Here is a 17,693-nt window from a genome sequence, read left to right as displayed (position 1 = left end):
TTTCTTCCTTCATAATCGGTTTTATAGGCGATATGGTATTTCAGATAGGATTCCTGCGGCAGATTGTCACCGCCATAAAATGCAGTCTCATCCTGATCCCGGAACCAAAATACCTGATGAAACGGCGAATGTCCGCCGGTAACTTCAAAGGTAATATACGCTCCGATAGTACCTTTATCGGCCTCCATATACGCCACATTTGGCAGTTCCTGTAAAGCTTTTAGTGTTCTCAAATTAAACGACGGATTTTCCGGTTGCGATAAAGCATAGTCCATTTCTCTCCGCTGCAAAAACAAAGTTGCTTTCGGGAAATAGGTTTCAAAATGATCATTAGTAAAAAAGCCCAATCCGTCGGTGTGATCTTTATGCAAATGACTTAACAAAACCTTTGTAATTTGCTCCGGTTCATACCCAGCTTCTTGCAACAACGAAATCAGAATTGGTTTTCTGTTGCGTTCAAAGCCGAGTCCGGCGTCAACCAAAACCAGATCGTCCGGAAGTTGGATCAGAAAAGGACTTATTGCCATTTTTAACGCGCCCGGTTCGCCAACCGGAGCACTATCGACCAAGGTAAATTCTTTTGTTTTACTAGCCCAGAATATACCTTCGCTAAGGGGTATGATTTTCATGATTAGGATCGTTCGTTACTATACACTTCTTCTTTTATAATGCTATTGGCTTTCATTCGTTTCCAATACAGGTAGAATACCAATATGGCTACGATTCCAATGGCGCCCTGGAAAACCACGGTTAAACGCACACCGATCGATTCTGCTACAACACCGGCCAGAAGGCTCCCTACCGGAATTAGTCCCTGATATCCCATGATAAAATAACTAATGGAACGCGAACGCATACTCGGATGTGCATGGGTTTGGATATAGGTATTGATAGCCGATGTTTGTGCCATCATTCCGATACCGGCTACAACCAATAGGATAACCGAAACGGCAATCAGATTGGAACCCGCCAGTAACATCACGCTGCTTCCAAGCATAAAACCGGCTATTATAATAATTTTAATAATATGATCGTATTTTTTCAGATTCGCCAGATAAACGGCACTTATCACTGCACCAAGACCAATCGCACTTTCGAACAAACTAAAAGTACTGGCTGTTCCGCTAAAAATATCTTTGGCAAAAATAGGCATCAGGGTATTAAACGGAATCACAATCAAGCTGTTCATTGAAAGCAATAAAATCAAACTGATCAGCTCTTTTTCGTGTACCAGATAATGAAACCCTTCTTTTAACTCGTACCACACATTATTAATCGGTTCGGTATTTTCTGAAATTCGGATGTCCATTCGGTACAAACAATACAATACCGGAATATAACTTAAAAAGTTCCCGATAAAACAGAAATCCTCGCCCAGAGTTCCCAACACCAATCCTGCCAAAGCCGGACCGATGATCCGAGCCAGGTTGGTCATGGTCGAATTTAACGCAATGGCATTGGGCAGGTCTTCTTTATTACCCACCATATCCATCATGAGCGTTTGCCGACAGATTACATCAAACGAATTGATGATCCCCTGAAGCAAACTCAAACCTATCAGCGCCGGAATACTATAATATTTAAAATAGATCATTATGGCCAACGTACCCGCTTGTATCATCGAGATAACCTGGCTTTTCATCATAATTTTAAAGCGATTGTGCTTTTCGATATAACTACCGGCAAAAGGCGATAGTACCAAAGAAGGAATCAGACTGGCAAAAGTGACCAACCCTAATAAAAAGGCCGATCCCGTAAGTCGGTAAACCAACCAGCTTACAGCCGTTTTTTGCATCCAGGTTCCCATTAAAGAAATAGATTGTCCATAAAAGAAAAGCTGGAAATTTCTATACTTAAGTGACCGGAACATATTCATTTTTACATCATTTTACACTACAAAGTTCCCTATAATTTATAAATTTGTAAAACGTTATTTTTCTATATCATCAATCGATAAAACCGATTTAAAAAATGGAACTACGTCAACTCAAATATTTTATAAAGGCCAAGGAATTACTCAATTTTACCGCTGCCGCAGAAGCGCTTAATATTAGTCAGAGTACGTTGTCGCAACAGATTAAACAACTGGAAATTGAACTCGACACGCCTTTGTTTAACCGGATCGGTAAACGGATTACACTCACCGAAGCCGGAGATCTTTTTTACAGTTATGCGCTGCAAACCGTTAACAAAGCCAATAGCGGACTAACCTTATTAAAAGACCTCAGCGAACTCAAAACCGGTGCTCTTTCTATTGGAGTAACCTACGGATTACGCCATCTGCTCACGCCGGCATTAATTGCTTTTCTAAACGATTATCCCGGTGTTACCGTAAAAGTGTACTTTGGTACGTCGGAAGAATTACACGACAAACTGATCGGTTTGCATTTGGATCTGGTTCTGGCTTTTGAAGAAATCATAGCCGACGAAAATCTGACTTATACACTGTTATTCGAATCCCCATTGTGTTTGGTTGCCGCATTAAATAGTCCGCTGGCGGATAAAAAAGAAATCGATTTGACTGAAATAAGTCAGTTGCCTATTGTATTACCGGCAGCTGGTTACAGTACGCGTAAGTTTGTGGGTGATATCTTTGCCAAACACAACATCCATCCAAAAATATCGGCTGAAATCAATGACATACCGACTTTACTCGATCTGGTAAAATCCGGAAAATGGTATACGATTCTGGCCAAAACCACCGTTGCCATCGACAAAGAACTGGCTATTATTCCAATCAATAAAATCAACATGACCCGACGTGCGATGATCATCACACATCAGGATGCTTATCAGAAAAAAGCCGCCCGGTATTTTCTGGAACGGCTCACGGCACCGCTTTCCAATTTCGGTGTATAACGAAAAAACCTGTCGGGTGAGACAATTCCTGACAGGTCTTTCTATTTCGGGCAAATTATTGCTAACGACCCAATTCTTTTCTTTTTTCTTTTCTCTTTTCTCTTTTCTCTTTTCTCTTTTCTCTTTTCTCTTTTCTCTTTCTTCTTTTCTACTCGTCTCCGCTATTCATCGTTTTCATTAGCAATGTATAGGCATTTTGAATAACCAGCTTGGAACCCGAATTGATTTTATCCGATACAATTTGTTGCAATCCATCCTGTGCAATTCCTGCCACGACCGGTATCATTGCAAAACGATTTTCCGCTTGTGCTTCAAAAACGTATTTTTTTCCTTTCCAGTCTACAACACTACTTTCCGGAACCGTAAGTGCCTTTTTATATTGCACCTCAATCGTACCGTTTACAAAAAGTCCCGGAAGTAAAGCCGGTTGGTACGATTCCAGTTTACAAATTACCTCAGCGGCACGATCCTCATTTAGAGAATGGTTAATATAAGCAATTGTTGCACGGTATTTCCGATCTGATTGATCATTCGTGTAAACGTCCAATTTTTGTCCGGTTTTCAGATAGGCGATATCTTTTTCAAAAGCATTAAAAGACAGTACGACATCCTGCATATCGACCAACTCAAACAACATTTCTGTCGGCCCGACATATTTTCCGATATTGATATTTACTTTCGATACCAGCCCATTTACCGGCGATACAATGGCAATCGACTTACTAATCGTAGCAGTAGACAATCGTCCGATATTGATTCCCAGTAACGAAAGTTTTTGCCCCAATGAAGTCATGGTAATTCGTTGGGTTTCGCGTTCGCTTGTGATTTGTTCCAATAGTTTGTCGCTACTGGCTTTTTTAGCATTCAATTCTTTCTGACGGTTGTATTCCATTACGGCCAGATTGTATTTCTCTTTAGCCGTAAGATAATCCTGTTGTAACTGGATATATTGCATGTCTTCGATTTGTGCCAGTAGTTGTCCTTTTTTAACATGCATACCCGGCATTACGTTTGTTTTCCGGATATAGCCCCCTAGCGGAAACGTTACATCCACGCGGCTTTGCGGCGGTACGGTTACGGTTCCCTGTAAGGTGAGAACGCCGCTGAGTTCTTTTTCCGAAGGTTGTCCTACCGTTATTCCGGCATTCTGAACCTGTGCGGTGCTCAGTTTTACGATACCCGGCGTAGTTGATGTCGAATCTTTTGACGTTTCGGTTTCCTTTTTACTACAGGAAAGCAACATCATAAATACTAGTGCGACTATGGAGATACTATACTTTTTCATGATTTAAAAGTTGTTTAAAGATTGTACCCGAATCACAGCCTTATTGTAATTATTGACCGTATCGAGGTATTCGTTTTTGATGGTGATGGCCTGATTGACTACCATTACCCATTGCAGGTAATCGATATCCCCATTATTTAACTGGCTGTTTGCCGCATCGATGATTGTTTTGGCATTTTCCAGTCCCTGTGATTCATAATACTGTAAACTTTCCCGGAATTTTTCCAGTTCTTTTGCAGCGTTGAGTTGTTGTGCCGAAAGTTCCGTTTTGATGGCTTCCGCCTGTGTTTTATAATAGTCCCACTCGGCTTTGGCGGCTTTACTACGCGCCGACTGACTTCCGAAAAACAACGGCAGACTTATCCCGGCATTTATATAACTAAACCGTTGTCCGCTGTCGTAATAAACTTCCTGTCCCGACGCATTGGTCTGAAAGCCGGTAATACTAAGATTGTTATAGCCCAACGTGATATCCGGTAGCATTCTGGCACGTTCGGTTTTCCAACGCCAACGGGCACTTTCGGCTTCGTGTTGTGATAATTTTACCGCGGGAAGATTTTCGGCAGCTGGTTTTTCAAGCGTTCCTTTTTCATCCATTTTAATGGGCGAATTTTCCGGAACATAGCTAATATTATCCTGTAGAACCGTATTAAACGATCGTTGCGCTATCGCAATATCCTGAGTGATCATATTGAATTGATTCGTGTAAAACTGTCGTGCCGACTGCGAGGCACTTTTCTCCAATATATTCGTTTCGCCGACTTTAAACCGCAGCTTCGACTTCTCTTCCATCAGACGGTAAATACTGTCGGCATAATGCAATAATGCTTTTTTATGCTGTAACCAGATCAGCTCATAATACCATTGGCGTACTTGCGCTTTTAACTCCTGTTCCGTAAGTTGTGTTTGTGCCTGAGCTACCCGAAACCCTTCTGTGAGTGCTTTCTTTTGTCGGGAATAGACCGTTGGAAAATTAAACGTCTGACTTATCCCAAAACGGTTATCTTTAAACTGACTGTTAAACTGTCCGTAATCGGCATCTACATTGGTTTTCGGGATATCATAAGCCGACTGACGCAACCATTCTTTCGATTGTTCGTTATGTCGCGCCGCTCGGATTCGTTTGTTGTTTTTAATCGCAATGGCAATCGATCCGTCCAGTGAAACCGGAACCGTTTCCTGCGCCCATAATCCTCCGGAAATTAAAAATCCGAACAGGAGTAGCAGCAGGTTGCTGTTTTTATTCTTTTTCATTTTCTTTTGAAATAATTTCGTGTCATATGTCATTAAATAAATGGCTGGCAATACAAATAAGGTTAGCAACGTAGCGGTTAACAATCCGCCAATAACCACCGTAGCCAGCGGACGTTGCACTTCGGCACCGGCACCATTACTCAGTGCCATTGGCAGGAATCCTAAAGAAGCTACAGCCGCTGTCATCAATACCGGGCGCAATCTGTTTTTGGTACCGGTAATGATCAATTGTAACGGATCGGTGATTTCACCTAGTTTTCGGATTCGGTTAAATTCCGATATCAGTACAATTCCATTCAGAACCGCAACACCGAAAAGCGCGATAAATCCAACTCCGGCCGAAATACTAAACGGCATATCCCGTAAGGTCAGTGCGAACACACCTCCGATAGCCGATAACGGTATCGCTGTAAAAATGATGATTCCTTCCTTAAACGATCTGAAAGCAAAATACAATAGTCCGAAGATTAACAGTAATGCCACCGGAACCGCCACACCCAATCGGCTTTTTGCCTGTTGCAGGTTTTCGAAAGCACCGCCATAGGTCACATAATACCCGGGATCGAATTTAATTTGAGCGCTTACCTTCTGTTGCAGTTCGTTTACAATACTCTGTACATCGCGACCACGTACATTAAAGCCTACAATAATCCGGCGTTTGGCATCTTCCCGCTGAATCTGATTTGGTCCTTCCACTTCCTGAACCGACGCCACCTGATATAACGGAATCTGCGCTCCGGAAGCCGTAGCTACCAGAAGATTCCGAACGTCGTTAATATCTTTTCGTCCGGCGGCATCGACCCGTACGACCAGATCAAAACGCTTTTCCCCTTCATAAATATTTCCGGCCACGGCTCCGGCAAATGCGGCATTCACCGTACGGTTAATATCCTGAACATACAGGCCATATTTGGCCATTTCGGCCCAGTTATAATCGATTACAATTTGCGGCATACCGGTTACTTTTTCCACATATAAATCGGCTGTACCTTTTACACTACGGCTAATCGCTCCCAATTGTTCAGCATATTGCGCCAGTTTATCCAAATCTTCTCCATAGATTTTACAAACTACATCCTGTTTCGCACCGGTCATCAATTCATTAAAACGCATTTGCACCGGGAACTGGAAACCTGTTGTGACCCCTGGTGCGACTTCCTGAACCGTAGCCGCCATTTTTTCGGCCAATTCAGAAAATGAGGAAGCACTCGTCCACTCCGATTTATCTTTAAGTACAATGATCATGTCTCCCCCTTCAATCGGCATCGGATCGGTTGGTATTTCGGCACTACCGATTCGCGATACGACCCGGTTTACTTCAGGATACTGTTCCTTTAATGCTACGGATATTTTCTGTATGGTTTCGGTAGTTGTGGTTAAATTGGTACCGAGTAGCAATCGGGTTTCGACTGCAAAATCGCCTTCTTCCAGTTGTGGGATAAATTCCCCTCCCATTCGGGTAAATAACAATACTGCCAGCGAAAACAACACGATGGCAACCGCCACAATTCCTTTTCGGAACCTTAAGCCTCTGGAAAGCAGTTTTTCATAACCGGTTTCCAAACGAGCCATTACCCTGTCGGAAAGATTGGGTTTGTGGTTTACTTTTTTACTGATAAACAGTGCGCTAACCATGGGCACATACGTTAGTGATAAGATAAAAGCACCGAGGATTGCAAAAGCCACCGTTTGCGCCATCGGCTTAAACATTTTCCCTTCAATTCCCTGTAGCGACAGGATTGGCAGGTAAACGATCAGGATAATAATCTGACCGAAAACAGCGGCATTCATCATGCGGGAAGCCGATCCGGTTACTTCCCGATCCATTTCCTGTTGTGAAATATCGGTTTGTAGTTGGTATTTTTTTTCCGAATGCAAATGATGCAATATCGCTTCTACGATGATCACCGCTCCGTCGACAATCAGTCCGAAATCCAATGCACCGAGACTCATCAGATTACCGCTTACTCCGAAAGCATTCATCATACTGATTGCAAAAAGCATGGACAATGGTATTACCGAAGCGACAATAAACCCGGCTCTCAGGTTTCCTAAAAAGAGAACCAGTACCAAAACGACAATCAGCGCGCCTTCGATAAGGTTCTTTTCTACGGTTCCAATAGCGTTATCCACCATTTTGGTACGATCCAGGAACGGTTCTATCGTAAGGCCTTCCGGGAGGATTTTTTCGATTTCGGTAACTTTATTTTTAACGTTTTCGATTACATTACTGGCATTTTCGCCTTTTAGCATCATCACGATTCCGCCTACGGCTTCCCCGCGATCATCTGTGGTTAACGCTCCATAACGGATGGCGGATGCTAATTTTACTTCCGCAATGTTTTTAACCAGTACCGGCGTTCCGGCCTGAGTAGATTTGATCACAATATTTTCGATATCCTTTATATCCCGTGCCAGCCCCACACTACGGATATAGGAAACGGTAGGTCCTTTTTCAATATAGGCACCACCGGTATTCTGGTTACTCCGGTTTAATGCGATAAAAACATCGCTAATGGTTAGATTGTGTGCTTTTAGTCGGGCGGGATTAACGGCTACTTCATATTGTTTTAGCTTTCCGCCAAAGGTTGCGACGTCGGCAATACCGGGTGTTCCAAGTAACTGTTTTCTTACAGTCCAGTCCTGTATGGTCCGTAAATCGGCCAGCGAATACTTACTTTCAAAACCTTTTTGGGGTTTGAGGACATATTGGTAAATTTCTCCCAATCCGGTGGTTACCGGTGCCATTTCCGGTCGGTTGGCATTTTCGTCGATAGCCACTTGTTGCAGGCGCTCGGTTACTTGTTGACGCGCCCAGTAAACATCGGCTTTTTCATCGAAAACGACTGTAACTACCGACAAACCAAAGCGGGAAATACTCCGGCTTTCTTTTAGGTTTGGGATGTTACTAATGGCCTGTTCAATCGGAAAGGTTATTAACCGTTCCACATCTTCGGCTCCCAAAGCTGGTGCCGTTGTAATAATTTGTACCTGATTGTTCGTGATGTCCGGTACGGCATCAATAGGCAAACGAGTCACTTCATAGATACCATAGACTACCCATAGTAACATGAAGATCCCAATTGCCAGTTTATTTTTAACTGAAAATTGAATGATTTTTGTTAGCATAACTTCATTTGAATTTATAGTAAATGCGCCAACAGACACGATTGTGTCTTTGGTATTTTTTTAAAATCCGATAAAGAAGTTATACGATTGGAGGACGAAACAAAGCACCCAAATGCGGATTAGGGTGTAAGTGGCTATTATAGGTAATTTTTAACCGGGAAGTGTCCGGTATACGATTGATAGTCGTAGTATAGGAAATACGATTCGGAATAAATACCAAATTCGGCACATGGTGATCCACTTTTTTAAAAGGCAACTGCATATCGCGATCGTCGTCCGAATCGTTAATATCGTCACCCCAATAATGCATGGCCAGAAAATCGACAAAGCCGAGGTTCCCATCATCGTTTTGGTGTTCTTCAAAGTGTTGAAACAAAACCGGCAGTTTGAACAATTGTACAAAAAAGCAATTGTTCAGGCTAATCAGAAATACGAGTATGTATACGGCCAGTTTTTTCACATGACAAAATTAGAGAGTCCTGTTTCGGAAAACAAGTCAATTCATAAATTTAACCTATAGTTTAAAAAGAGTTTAAATTGTGTTATAGCGGAAGCGATAATAATGGAACCTTACTTCCGGATGCCATTGCTCGGGTTTTACTTTTGTGTAACATCGAATCCCAAAAACCATATTTATACGGAACCATAATTAACAAATCGGTTTCAGACGCTACAATCTCATCCCGAATGGCTTTAATTATTTCAGACGACTGTACGTTTTTATAGGTGTGATTCACTCCGGATAATGTTGCTTCCATCGGATGCATTTCGTCTTGTTGTTGCGTTATTTCTTCCGACTTTTCCCGAATATGAAATACTTCAACAGTAGCATGATAATCGGCCGCTACTTCCCGTACTCTATCGAGTACCGTTTTGTGTACACCTCTCACGACATCGCAAGCAAAAAGAATATGTTTGATACCGTTATATTCGGCTCCTAAAGGAATACTCAGTACAGGGAATTTTAGCATACTGATCGCCGCGGTGGTCGTATTGCCTAACAAATCCTGTTCCACCGATCTTTCGGCCATTCCCATTACAACCAATTCGGCATCAAATTGTTGTATACTTTTCACCAATTCTTCGTAAAAATTACCGGCTACTACATGTGTAACCACTTCAACACGATACATTTCGTTCAAAGCAATTGCTTTTTCGTTCACCTTACTTTTTTGTGCCTGAAACATCTTATCGATTTCCATAGCTGACAAGCGGGCATTTTGTGCATGAATAGAAGTGTTATACAGATTATAAAGTACAAGTCGATAGGCTTTTCCGGTAACCGCTTTTGCAATATATTTTGCAGCATTAATGGCTTCGGCTGAAAAATCAGTTGCGATGATAATTGTCTTCATAGTTATAGGCAGATTTTGAGTTATTCAGCCTGAATTTGGGCAATCCCGACTGTTTTTAGAATTTCTTAAATTTAAGGATTCTAAGCCGAATGAATCCCTTTTGAAGTTATAAAATCCTGTTAAATTCTTTTCATTTCCAAACCCGCAAAAAAGTAACATAACTTTTTCTTTTATCAATAAAAAAGCCGGCTAACCACACCGGCAAAAAAAATGATTTTATCCATTTTTTTGGATTAAATATGAAAAAAAATAAATTCCATGGTATGGAAAACTTAACTAACTCAAAACTTTTTTCATACAGATTAACTATTTAACTATTACAATTTTATATTGTTTATCTTAATTATATTTTAGATTCCCTCAGAAATAAAACCGACTTCTTTATGTACAACTTCCCAGTATAAAAATCAAAACTGTATATATACCGGTTTATAAATTTTGAATTATTTATCTGAAGTCTTGAAATGCTTTCGCTGTTTCTATATTTAAATCTTAACTTCATTAAACAAAGTAAAAACACTTCTATTTTTTCTCAAAAAGAATGACTCTTTTCTACAGGAAAATAGATGTTTTGTACTAAAACAAACTTTTGTTATTTTAATACTATAAACAGCTCTTTTATCACTATTACAGTATAGCTATACCAATAAGTTTAAAACAACACTTATCCTGATTTAATCGGCTAAAAGATCATTTTAGCAACTTTTTAAACATTTTTTTCAAAAAAACTACTTTTTTAAAACATTTTTAACTATTTTTGTTTAAGTAAAAATCGTTATGACTTGTTTTGTCATTTCTGAATATACTATCCTCCCACAATAAATAGTGTCTTCCCAATTATTTTTATGGGCTAAAAACTAGTCTCATAAAACTTTTTGAACAATTACCCTCTAGTTAAGGAAGACCACCCATTTTCACCTCTCTTTATATATTCTCCCAAACCGATTGAAAAATTAGTATTAACTAAAAAAATTAAATGTATGCATTACATATAAAACCCATCCGTCCGCTCCTATCTACCTCATTTTTATCTATTAAGTAATAATGCTGTCATAATCTGAATGATACTATAATTTTCTATCGTTCCTATTTTTACAGTATTGTCATCTATGATATTACCCGAAAAAACTGAATACTATCTGGTCTCTTAGACTTGCTTATTTCTGATAAAACACAGAAAAAGAAAATCTAAGATGATATCAATTAGAGTAAAATCATGTTTAATTTAAAATATCCTTTATGATGGAAGACCGTGTATTTAATTCAAAAGAAACCGCCTGTTGTTTAACCAATGATCTGGTAAATGATATCCGCATAGTACATTTTCAAACCAAACGTTCTATTTCTAAAATAAAAGTATCACTTAATTATAACCTGATTGTTTTTCCTATAAAAGGCATGAAAAAAGTAGCGATAAAACGTTCTACTATTGCCCTTAGTCCTTATAATTTTATGATATTTTCTTCAGGTGCTCAATTCGTTTTTGAAACTACCTTAAAAGAAGAGGACTATATTGAAGGTGTCTGTATCATGTTTAACAACAAAGTTTTGAATGATTTTTTGTTAAAGTATCCCGATTTCCAAAAAATAAAAAAGAATCGTAGTTCACACTATCTTGAAAACCATATGGAATGCGAAAAAAGTAACTTTATAGAGGACTATTTTCTTCCTTCTTTAGAGTATATAACTCATAAGGAAGATTCGCCAGAAAATATATGCCTGGTAAAATTTGAAGAATTTATGTTAGACCTATTCAGTAATGATCCCGATAAAATAAACTGGTTTATTAATCTAATATGTTATCAGGAATCTACGATACAGCAAATTGTAGATAGCAATGTTTATAAAAATACCAGTATTTCTGAAATGGCATCGCTATGCAATCTGAGTTTATCTACTTTTAAAAGACATTTCATCCAAATCTATGGCATGTCGCCAAAAAAATATTTTTTAATCCAAAAAATGGATAAAGCGACAATCCTACTTCAAACAAAAAGTAAAGAGCACATAAAAGTTTATGATTTTTTAGGATTTAATACGAATGAGAGTTTTATTAAATCGTTTAAAAAGCATCATGGTATTACGCCATCGGAATATAAAAAATCATTTTCTATTTATAATTAAAATCCACTATTCGCTTATCTGAATATTCATTAATTGAATTGTTTTAAAGCGCAATAGCAATTTGCCATTTTCTTTCCCTGATCTATAATACGATCAGGGATTTTTTATATACTGTGCTTTTTATCTCTACAACCTGATTAACCATCGATATAATTACAATTTAGGGCATTTCCGGCAGTGTACATAAAAAAATGCCACCTGTGTATATCAGATGGCATTTTCAACTTATATTTACTTTTCCTACTATCAACAGAACCTCTATTAAACTGGACTATTTACAATTAGTTTTAATCTTTATTCTAAACTTAGAACGCTCTATTAAAGCGTACTATACTAACTACCGACTTTAAATAAATCTTTTATTGCAGTCAGGACAAAAACATTGATAATCAAACACTTATTTTTATTATGATATATTAAATGTTACATTTGTTAGGACATACCGTTTTAAAATTAGTATAAATGCTACATAAATGTATTGATGAGGGGAAGGAAAACAACCTATTAATGAATAACAACTTGTAAAATCTCATAAATACAAATCATTATTTCATATATCCCCCATTAGGTATCCCTTCCCCGTCAATACAAAAAACTTACCAAAATAATTACAAGTGAGATTAATTAAGAACGTAGTACAATATTAGATTTTTCAACCGTTTGAATCCTCTAATCTGATCTATTATTCTTTAAAATTGGACTTTTTATACCTATTTTTTTTAAACACATTTAATTTTTCTACTTTTTTAGTCCAAAAGGTACCAATACATTAATTCTTAAAAAAAAGCTAATAATCAACCTATTAGAATATTCTGTCCTACTTTATTAGTATCTTTATAGAAACCATCCAATAAAAAATAGCTTCACCGCAACTTACTGCTAAAAATCTTAACTAAGTATAACTTCAAAATAATTATAGTATGAAAAGAAGCAGCATTTTAACCGTGGTATCCCTGGGTTTGTTTACCGTCTTTTCGATTTCGGTACAAGCACAGGAAAAAAAAGAAAGCGTAGGCGACAAAATTGAAAAAACCGCTAAGAAAGTCGGTGACAAAACCGCCGAAGTAGCAGTAAAAGGAACCTCTAAAATTTCCGACAAAGTATGGAAAGGTAAAATGGCTCCTGACGGAACCGATGTTTACATCAATAATAAAAATCAAAAATATTATGTAAACAAAACGGGGAAAAAGGTTTATTTAAAAGAATCGCAGATAAAAGATCGCCCGGAAGACAAAAAATAATAATAGCCCTCCCTAAAGGAAACGCCTCGCTGTTTAAAGTGGTAAACAACGAGGCGTTTTATAGTATTGTACTCCTTTATCACGAAAACATTGGTTTGTATTTTTTCCAATTGTCTGCAATAATTAGCATATTGATTAGGAAAAGCGTTAACACCAAAGGAAGTCCGGATGGTTCAAAAATGATGTTATGGCAAACGATCCCAACCATCACCGGAAGGATAATAATCGCTCCTAAAGCGCGTGTTTTGGGAATAATAAACAACAATCCGCCGAGAATCTCGATAACTCCGGCCAGAGGCATCAACCATTTTATTGTCATAAACGCTTCCATAATTTTCATTTGCTCATCGCTCATTTTTTCCATAGGCATATAGTTTAAAAACTTATTAAGCCCGGCATTGATAAACATAAGCCCGAAAAGCAGACAGATAATCAGTTTTATTATTTTCATAGTTTTATGGTTTTAGGATTCATTTTTAGAATTTTTACTACGTACAAAAAAAGCCACGATCGCAGTCGTAACAATACCCATCATTAACGCTCCGATAACGCTCTGCTTTATATAATTCTCAAGACTAAAATAGGCCTCAGCTGCTTCACGGGTTTTGTGGTATCCGGTTTTTAAAGAATATTCGATGACATTTGGAAAATATTCCGGAGTAATAACACAAGAGATGATCCACTGTGTGAGTGGACTAAAAAGTGCGACAATTAACGTAACGATTAACCCGCTGATAAACCCTTGTTTATAGCTCATTACACCTTTATAATAGTGTATTTTTTTGTCTTTAAGAGCGAGAAAATATATCCAAACAGCCGGAATTATAAAAAGTAGTGTGAGATATTGCTGTTTATCGATATGTGTACTATGCAATCCGCATAACTTTTCCAGAACCATCCATAACAAGGACATTGTAATAAATATAAAAGCCCATTTGATTTCAATTTTGAATTTAGCCATTAAATTTTATATAATTAGATATTAATCAGAATCTAAATTAACAAAAAATCAAATTAAGTCATAATTTTACATCAATTCAATTTTATAAAATCCTAAAAATTGAATTAATCACAATAAAAACACATTATAAATTCAAAAAAATCACAAACCATTTTTACCGATAACATCTATTAAAACCCCCAACAATACGACCTATAAAAGGAACTACTTTTTAGCTTTGATTGTATTCTTGTATAGTTGTCCATTTTTCATGATCAATAAAAAGTTTTTCTCCGGATTTGCGATTATCGACAGATCTTTTAATGGATCACCATCTACCAATAGCAAATCGGCCAAAGCCTGCTCTTCCACGACTCCTAGTTTTCCGGGATATGGATTGCGCAAACCGGATAATTGTAATAATTCTCCGTTATCCTGAGTGATCATCTTTAAAATTTCAGCATTGCTAAACCATTTTTGAAGACGTAAAATATAACTATTCTGTTCATCGTTTAATTCCGGTTGAAACAGAAAATCGGTTCCCCAGGCCAGTTTTACACCTAACTTTTTCGCCAAAGGCCATACTTTATTTTGTCCTTCCAATACCGGCTTACGCTTTTGTTTGCGCTGCTCATCCATACTGTCGTTGTTATCCATTAGATTCTGCAGACTTAACCAAACGTTTTTCTCTGCCAGTAATTTTAAGGTTGCTTCATCCAGCATCTGACCGTGCTCGACACATTTCACCCCCGCTTCGACAGCACGTTGCACCGCTTTTGGCGTATAGGCATGTACCATAACGTATGTCCCCCAGTCGGCAGCGGCTTCTACGGCGGCTTTCATTTCGTCGAGTGTATATTGCGTCACATCAATCGGATCATAGGCTGACGACGTTCCACCACCCGCCATGAGTTTAATCTGACTGGCGCCAAAACGCAGGTTTTCCCGTACGGCCGTTAATACATCATCCCGACCATCGGCAATAAAAGTAGCCCCCACTTGTTCGGCTCGGGACGGTTTTCCGAAAAAGCGACGGGAGCGTTCATTCGGCGTTCTAAAATCACCATGCCCGGCAGTCTGACTCACCACAGCACCCGAAGGCCAGATACGCGGACCGACCAATTTACCGGCATCGATGGCTGTTTTTAACGGAAAAATAGGACCGCCCGCATCACGGACACTTGTAAATCCGCGAAGCAGCATTTGTTGGGCCGATTCACCTATTTTGCGAACCAGAAATTCTTCCGTTAAATCTTCTCCCATCAATTGTGCCATCGTAAACGTACCAAATGTCATGTGTACATGGACATCGATTAAACCGGGCATCAAGGTCTTACCGCCACCATTAATCCTTATCACCTCTTTGTCGGCCGTAATAGCTGTAGCACTTATTTTTTGTATCGTCGAACCGGATACCAAAACATGCATCGGTGTGGTTAATTTAGCAGCTTTAAGATCCAAAAGTCTGACATTTTCGATCAACACTTGTTTGGTTTGTGCCATAGCAAAACAACCACCCATCAAAAAAAGTGTTAGTATGTACTTAAATTTCATATAAAATAGATTTTGGGGTTATAACTATTACATATTGTCCTAAGATACTCCAAAAAATCTACTTTTTTATAAAATAAATCGTTGCTTTATAAATGATAAAGGAATTAAAATAGAAAAGAGTCAGCGCTTGTTAAAAGAAATGATCCCGAAATAAATCGGCTTAAAATCAACTTATTTCAGAGTAAAGTTGTTTTTAATCTCCTCTCGCTTTTTTACATCAGATATAACGTATAAACTAAGTCACACTAAAAATTAAAACTTTACTTACAACAACACTTTATCATATAAGTTTCTTTTATATATTTGGCAACTTTTTAACAAACTCAAATAACATTTACAAACTAAAACCAATGAATCGCAAATTATTATTTTCAGGTCTTTTTCTTTTAGGAGGCCTATTTATGAATGCGCAGGAAGTAGAAATTAAAGACGAAAAAGTACTTTTTGACGGCAAACAAGTTCTGAAATACGAAAAAACCAATTCCTTTATCCATACGCTCTTTAGTTTAGACGATAATGAGCTTTTACTCTACAAATTCAACAATAACGAAACAAGAGAATATCTGGACGACGATTATCTGGTTTTAAACTTTATACCGTTTAAGAAAAAAGTGGAAACTACCAATAAATCGCAGGCCATTTCCGGAATGGGTTTAAACTCCAGAAAAAACATGCAAAAACTAATCACCTGGCTACTTAAAGAGAAAGTACTCAATGCTAATGGCGAAATCAACCCGGAACGATTGGATATTTTCTATGAAAAATACAACGAAAACATTACGGAACGAACTGTTCGTTAATTGATCAAATAATAAAACCCTGTAGTAACTACAGGGTTTTGTTTTTTATAGACTGGATCAAAATTTATGTTATGGGTAAAAAAGAAAGAATATTTGTTTTAAAATCTTATTTACAAAACAGATTCTCTAAAAATAGATGAGAAACCTCTCGCTTTATTTTTTCTTTCTCATATTTATTTAATATTCTATCAATATCTATTTTTTTAATATCCTCTAAGAAGATATAATCTTCCCTTTGAGGATCAGGGAAAAAATCATGGACATAGTTTTTCATTTTAATAGTATCTGTCACCAAAGTTCCAAATGATGACATTTGAGAAATTAAATAATATTCAGTTATTCTTTTTTCTTCAAAATTTAAATAACTAATAGAAACAAATGTTGTAATATGTGAACTTGATCTTAAATCATATTTTTCTTGAACTTTTGTATGTAACTCATGCTTTAGAAGCCAACTATTCATCAAATTCTTATATCCTCTTACTTTTTTTTCATAGTTACCTTCTGGAAAATCATTGGTTATTTCTCTAAAATTATCTCCAAGTATAAAAGTTTTTCCATATATTAAATTTTCTTTCTCTATTGTTTGGATATCTAAAACACTAATAGGTAAACCCGCTCTTATATTCTTTGCTTTTCCATTAATCTTTTTTATTATTACTTGACTACTTTCCCCATCACCTAATTCTTCTAATTTTACTAAAAACTCCGGTCGACTTTCAAAATAATCCATTTGATATTGTTTTTCAGCTATTTCATTAGCTTTAAATGAAATGTAAATTGCTGCTAAACCTAAAATAATTGAGCTAGCAATCGTAAAATAAATTTCGTTCTTTTTTAAGTTTTTTCTTTTTAGGGGTTTCTTAATTTTTTTAAAAATCAGAAGCATTATCTTTTTTATGATCATAATATTTTAATAAGCATTTTAAGCCCAAATAACTTAAATATTATTGAGATATAATTCCGTAATAATACGCATTATTACATTTTATAACCATTCGTTTATTAAGAGGTAAAAGAATCTTTTACTTAAATTTTAAGTTGAACGATTCTTAAAAGAAGAAATAGCCATCATAAAGATTTAACTTTACAAGACATAAAAAAAGCGGCTTTATTTCTAAAGCCGCTTAAAGTACTAAGGGTGAATGATGG

14 protein-coding genes are annotated in these 17,693 nt (G+C 37.4%); 4 read left to right on the top strand and 10 right to left on the bottom strand.

The window, feature by feature from the left end; genetic code table 11:
* Positions 1 to 629: MBL fold metallo-hydrolase (locus Q1R07_RS05620; protein ID WP_300487037.1), on the bottom strand; the 629-nt coding region annotated here is incomplete at its 3' end.
* Positions 630 to 631: 2 nt separating this feature from the next.
* On the bottom strand, positions 632 to 1,876 hold the full coding sequence (locus tag Q1R07_RS05615) for an MFS transporter (protein ID WP_300487035.1): 1,245 nt from the start codon (positions 1,874 to 1,876) through the stop codon (positions 632 to 634).
* A 95-nt stretch (positions 1,877 to 1,971) separates the two neighbouring features.
* Between Q1R07_RS05615 and Q1R07_RS05610 the strand changes: the two genes are divergently transcribed.
* Positions 1,972 to 2,859, top strand: a complete 888-nt coding sequence (locus tag Q1R07_RS05610; RefSeq protein ID WP_300487032.1) for a LysR substrate-binding domain-containing protein — start codon at positions 1,972 to 1,974, stop codon at positions 2,857 to 2,859.
* 148 nt (positions 2,860 to 3,007) lie between these two features.
* On the opposite strand, the gene Q1R07_RS05605 is transcribed toward Q1R07_RS05610, so the two are convergent.
* From Q1R07_RS05605 to Q1R07_RS05590, 4 genes are all read right to left on the bottom strand, one after another.
* Entirely contained in the window at positions 3,008 to 4,144 is a 1,137-nt protein-coding gene (locus Q1R07_RS05605; protein WP_300487029.1) for an efflux RND transporter periplasmic adaptor subunit, read from the bottom strand.
* A 3-nt stretch (positions 4,145 to 4,147) separates the two neighbouring features.
* Positions 4,148 to 8,527: a CusA/CzcA family heavy metal efflux RND transporter gene (locus tag Q1R07_RS05600; protein WP_300487026.1), complete on the bottom strand. Its 4,380-nt coding sequence runs from the start codon at positions 8,525 to 8,527 to the stop codon at positions 4,148 to 4,150.
* Positions 8,528 to 8,606: 79 nt separating this feature from the next.
* Positions 8,607 to 8,987, bottom strand: coding sequence for a hypothetical protein (locus tag Q1R07_RS05595; protein WP_300487023.1), 381 nt, complete (start codon positions 8,985 to 8,987; stop codon positions 8,607 to 8,609).
* Between the two features lie 82 nt (positions 8,988 to 9,069).
* The gene (locus tag Q1R07_RS05590) at positions 9,070 to 9,882 is read right to left on the bottom strand and encodes a universal stress protein (RefSeq protein ID WP_300487020.1); all 813 of its coding nucleotides are present in this window, start codon (positions 9,880 to 9,882) and stop codon (positions 9,070 to 9,072) included.
* Positions 9,883 to 11,121: 1,239 nt separating this feature from the next.
* Here Q1R07_RS05590 and Q1R07_RS05585 point away from each other — a divergent pair.
* The gene (locus Q1R07_RS05585) at positions 11,122 to 12,006 is read left to right on the top strand and encodes an AraC family transcriptional regulator (RefSeq protein ID WP_300487017.1); all 885 of its coding nucleotides are present in this window, start codon (positions 11,122 to 11,124) and stop codon (positions 12,004 to 12,006) included.
* Positions 12,007 to 12,926: 920 nt separating this feature from the next.
* Entirely contained in the window at positions 12,927 to 13,247 is a 321-nt protein-coding gene (locus Q1R07_RS05580) for a hypothetical protein (protein WP_300487014.1), read from the top strand.
* Between the two features lie 79 nt (positions 13,248 to 13,326).
* Here Q1R07_RS05580 and Q1R07_RS05575 read toward each other — a convergent pair whose 3' ends face one another.
* From Q1R07_RS05575 to Q1R07_RS05565, 3 genes are all read right to left on the bottom strand, one after another.
* Positions 13,327 to 13,698, bottom strand: coding sequence for a DoxX family membrane protein (locus tag Q1R07_RS05575; RefSeq protein WP_300487011.1), 372 nt, complete (start codon positions 13,696 to 13,698; stop codon positions 13,327 to 13,329).
* A gap of 12 nt (positions 13,699 to 13,710) precedes the next feature.
* Positions 13,711 to 14,208 carry a DUF4199 domain-containing protein gene (locus Q1R07_RS05570; protein ID WP_300487009.1) on the bottom strand — a complete coding sequence of 166 codons (498 nt, stop codon included), beginning with the start codon at positions 14,206 to 14,208 and terminating at the stop codon, positions 13,711 to 13,713.
* Between the two features lie 204 nt (positions 14,209 to 14,412).
* The gene (locus tag Q1R07_RS05565) at positions 14,413 to 15,741 is read right to left on the bottom strand and encodes an amidohydrolase family protein (protein ID WP_300487007.1); all 1,329 of its coding nucleotides are present in this window, start codon (positions 15,739 to 15,741) and stop codon (positions 14,413 to 14,415) included.
* A 350-nt stretch (positions 15,742 to 16,091) separates the two neighbouring features.
* On the opposite strand from Q1R07_RS05565, the gene Q1R07_RS05560 reads away from it, so the two are divergent.
* The gene (locus tag Q1R07_RS05560) at positions 16,092 to 16,541 is read left to right on the top strand and encodes a hypothetical protein (protein WP_300487005.1); all 450 of its coding nucleotides are present in this window, start codon (positions 16,092 to 16,094) and stop codon (positions 16,539 to 16,541) included.
* Between the two features lie 106 nt (positions 16,542 to 16,647).
* Here the strand turns inward: Q1R07_RS05560 and Q1R07_RS05555 are convergent, their stop codons facing one another.
* On the bottom strand, positions 16,648 to 17,448 hold the full coding sequence (locus Q1R07_RS05555) for a hypothetical protein (RefSeq protein ID WP_300487002.1): 801 nt from the start codon (positions 17,446 to 17,448) through the stop codon (positions 16,648 to 16,650).
* Between the last annotated feature and the right edge of the window lie 245 nt (positions 17,449 to 17,693).

It is taken from the genome of Flavobacterium sp., assembly GCF_030146175.1.
Taxonomy (GTDB): domain Bacteria; phylum Bacteroidota; class Bacteroidia; order Flavobacteriales; family Flavobacteriaceae; genus Flavobacterium.
This window is presented reverse-complemented; position numbering and strand designations above follow the sequence as displayed.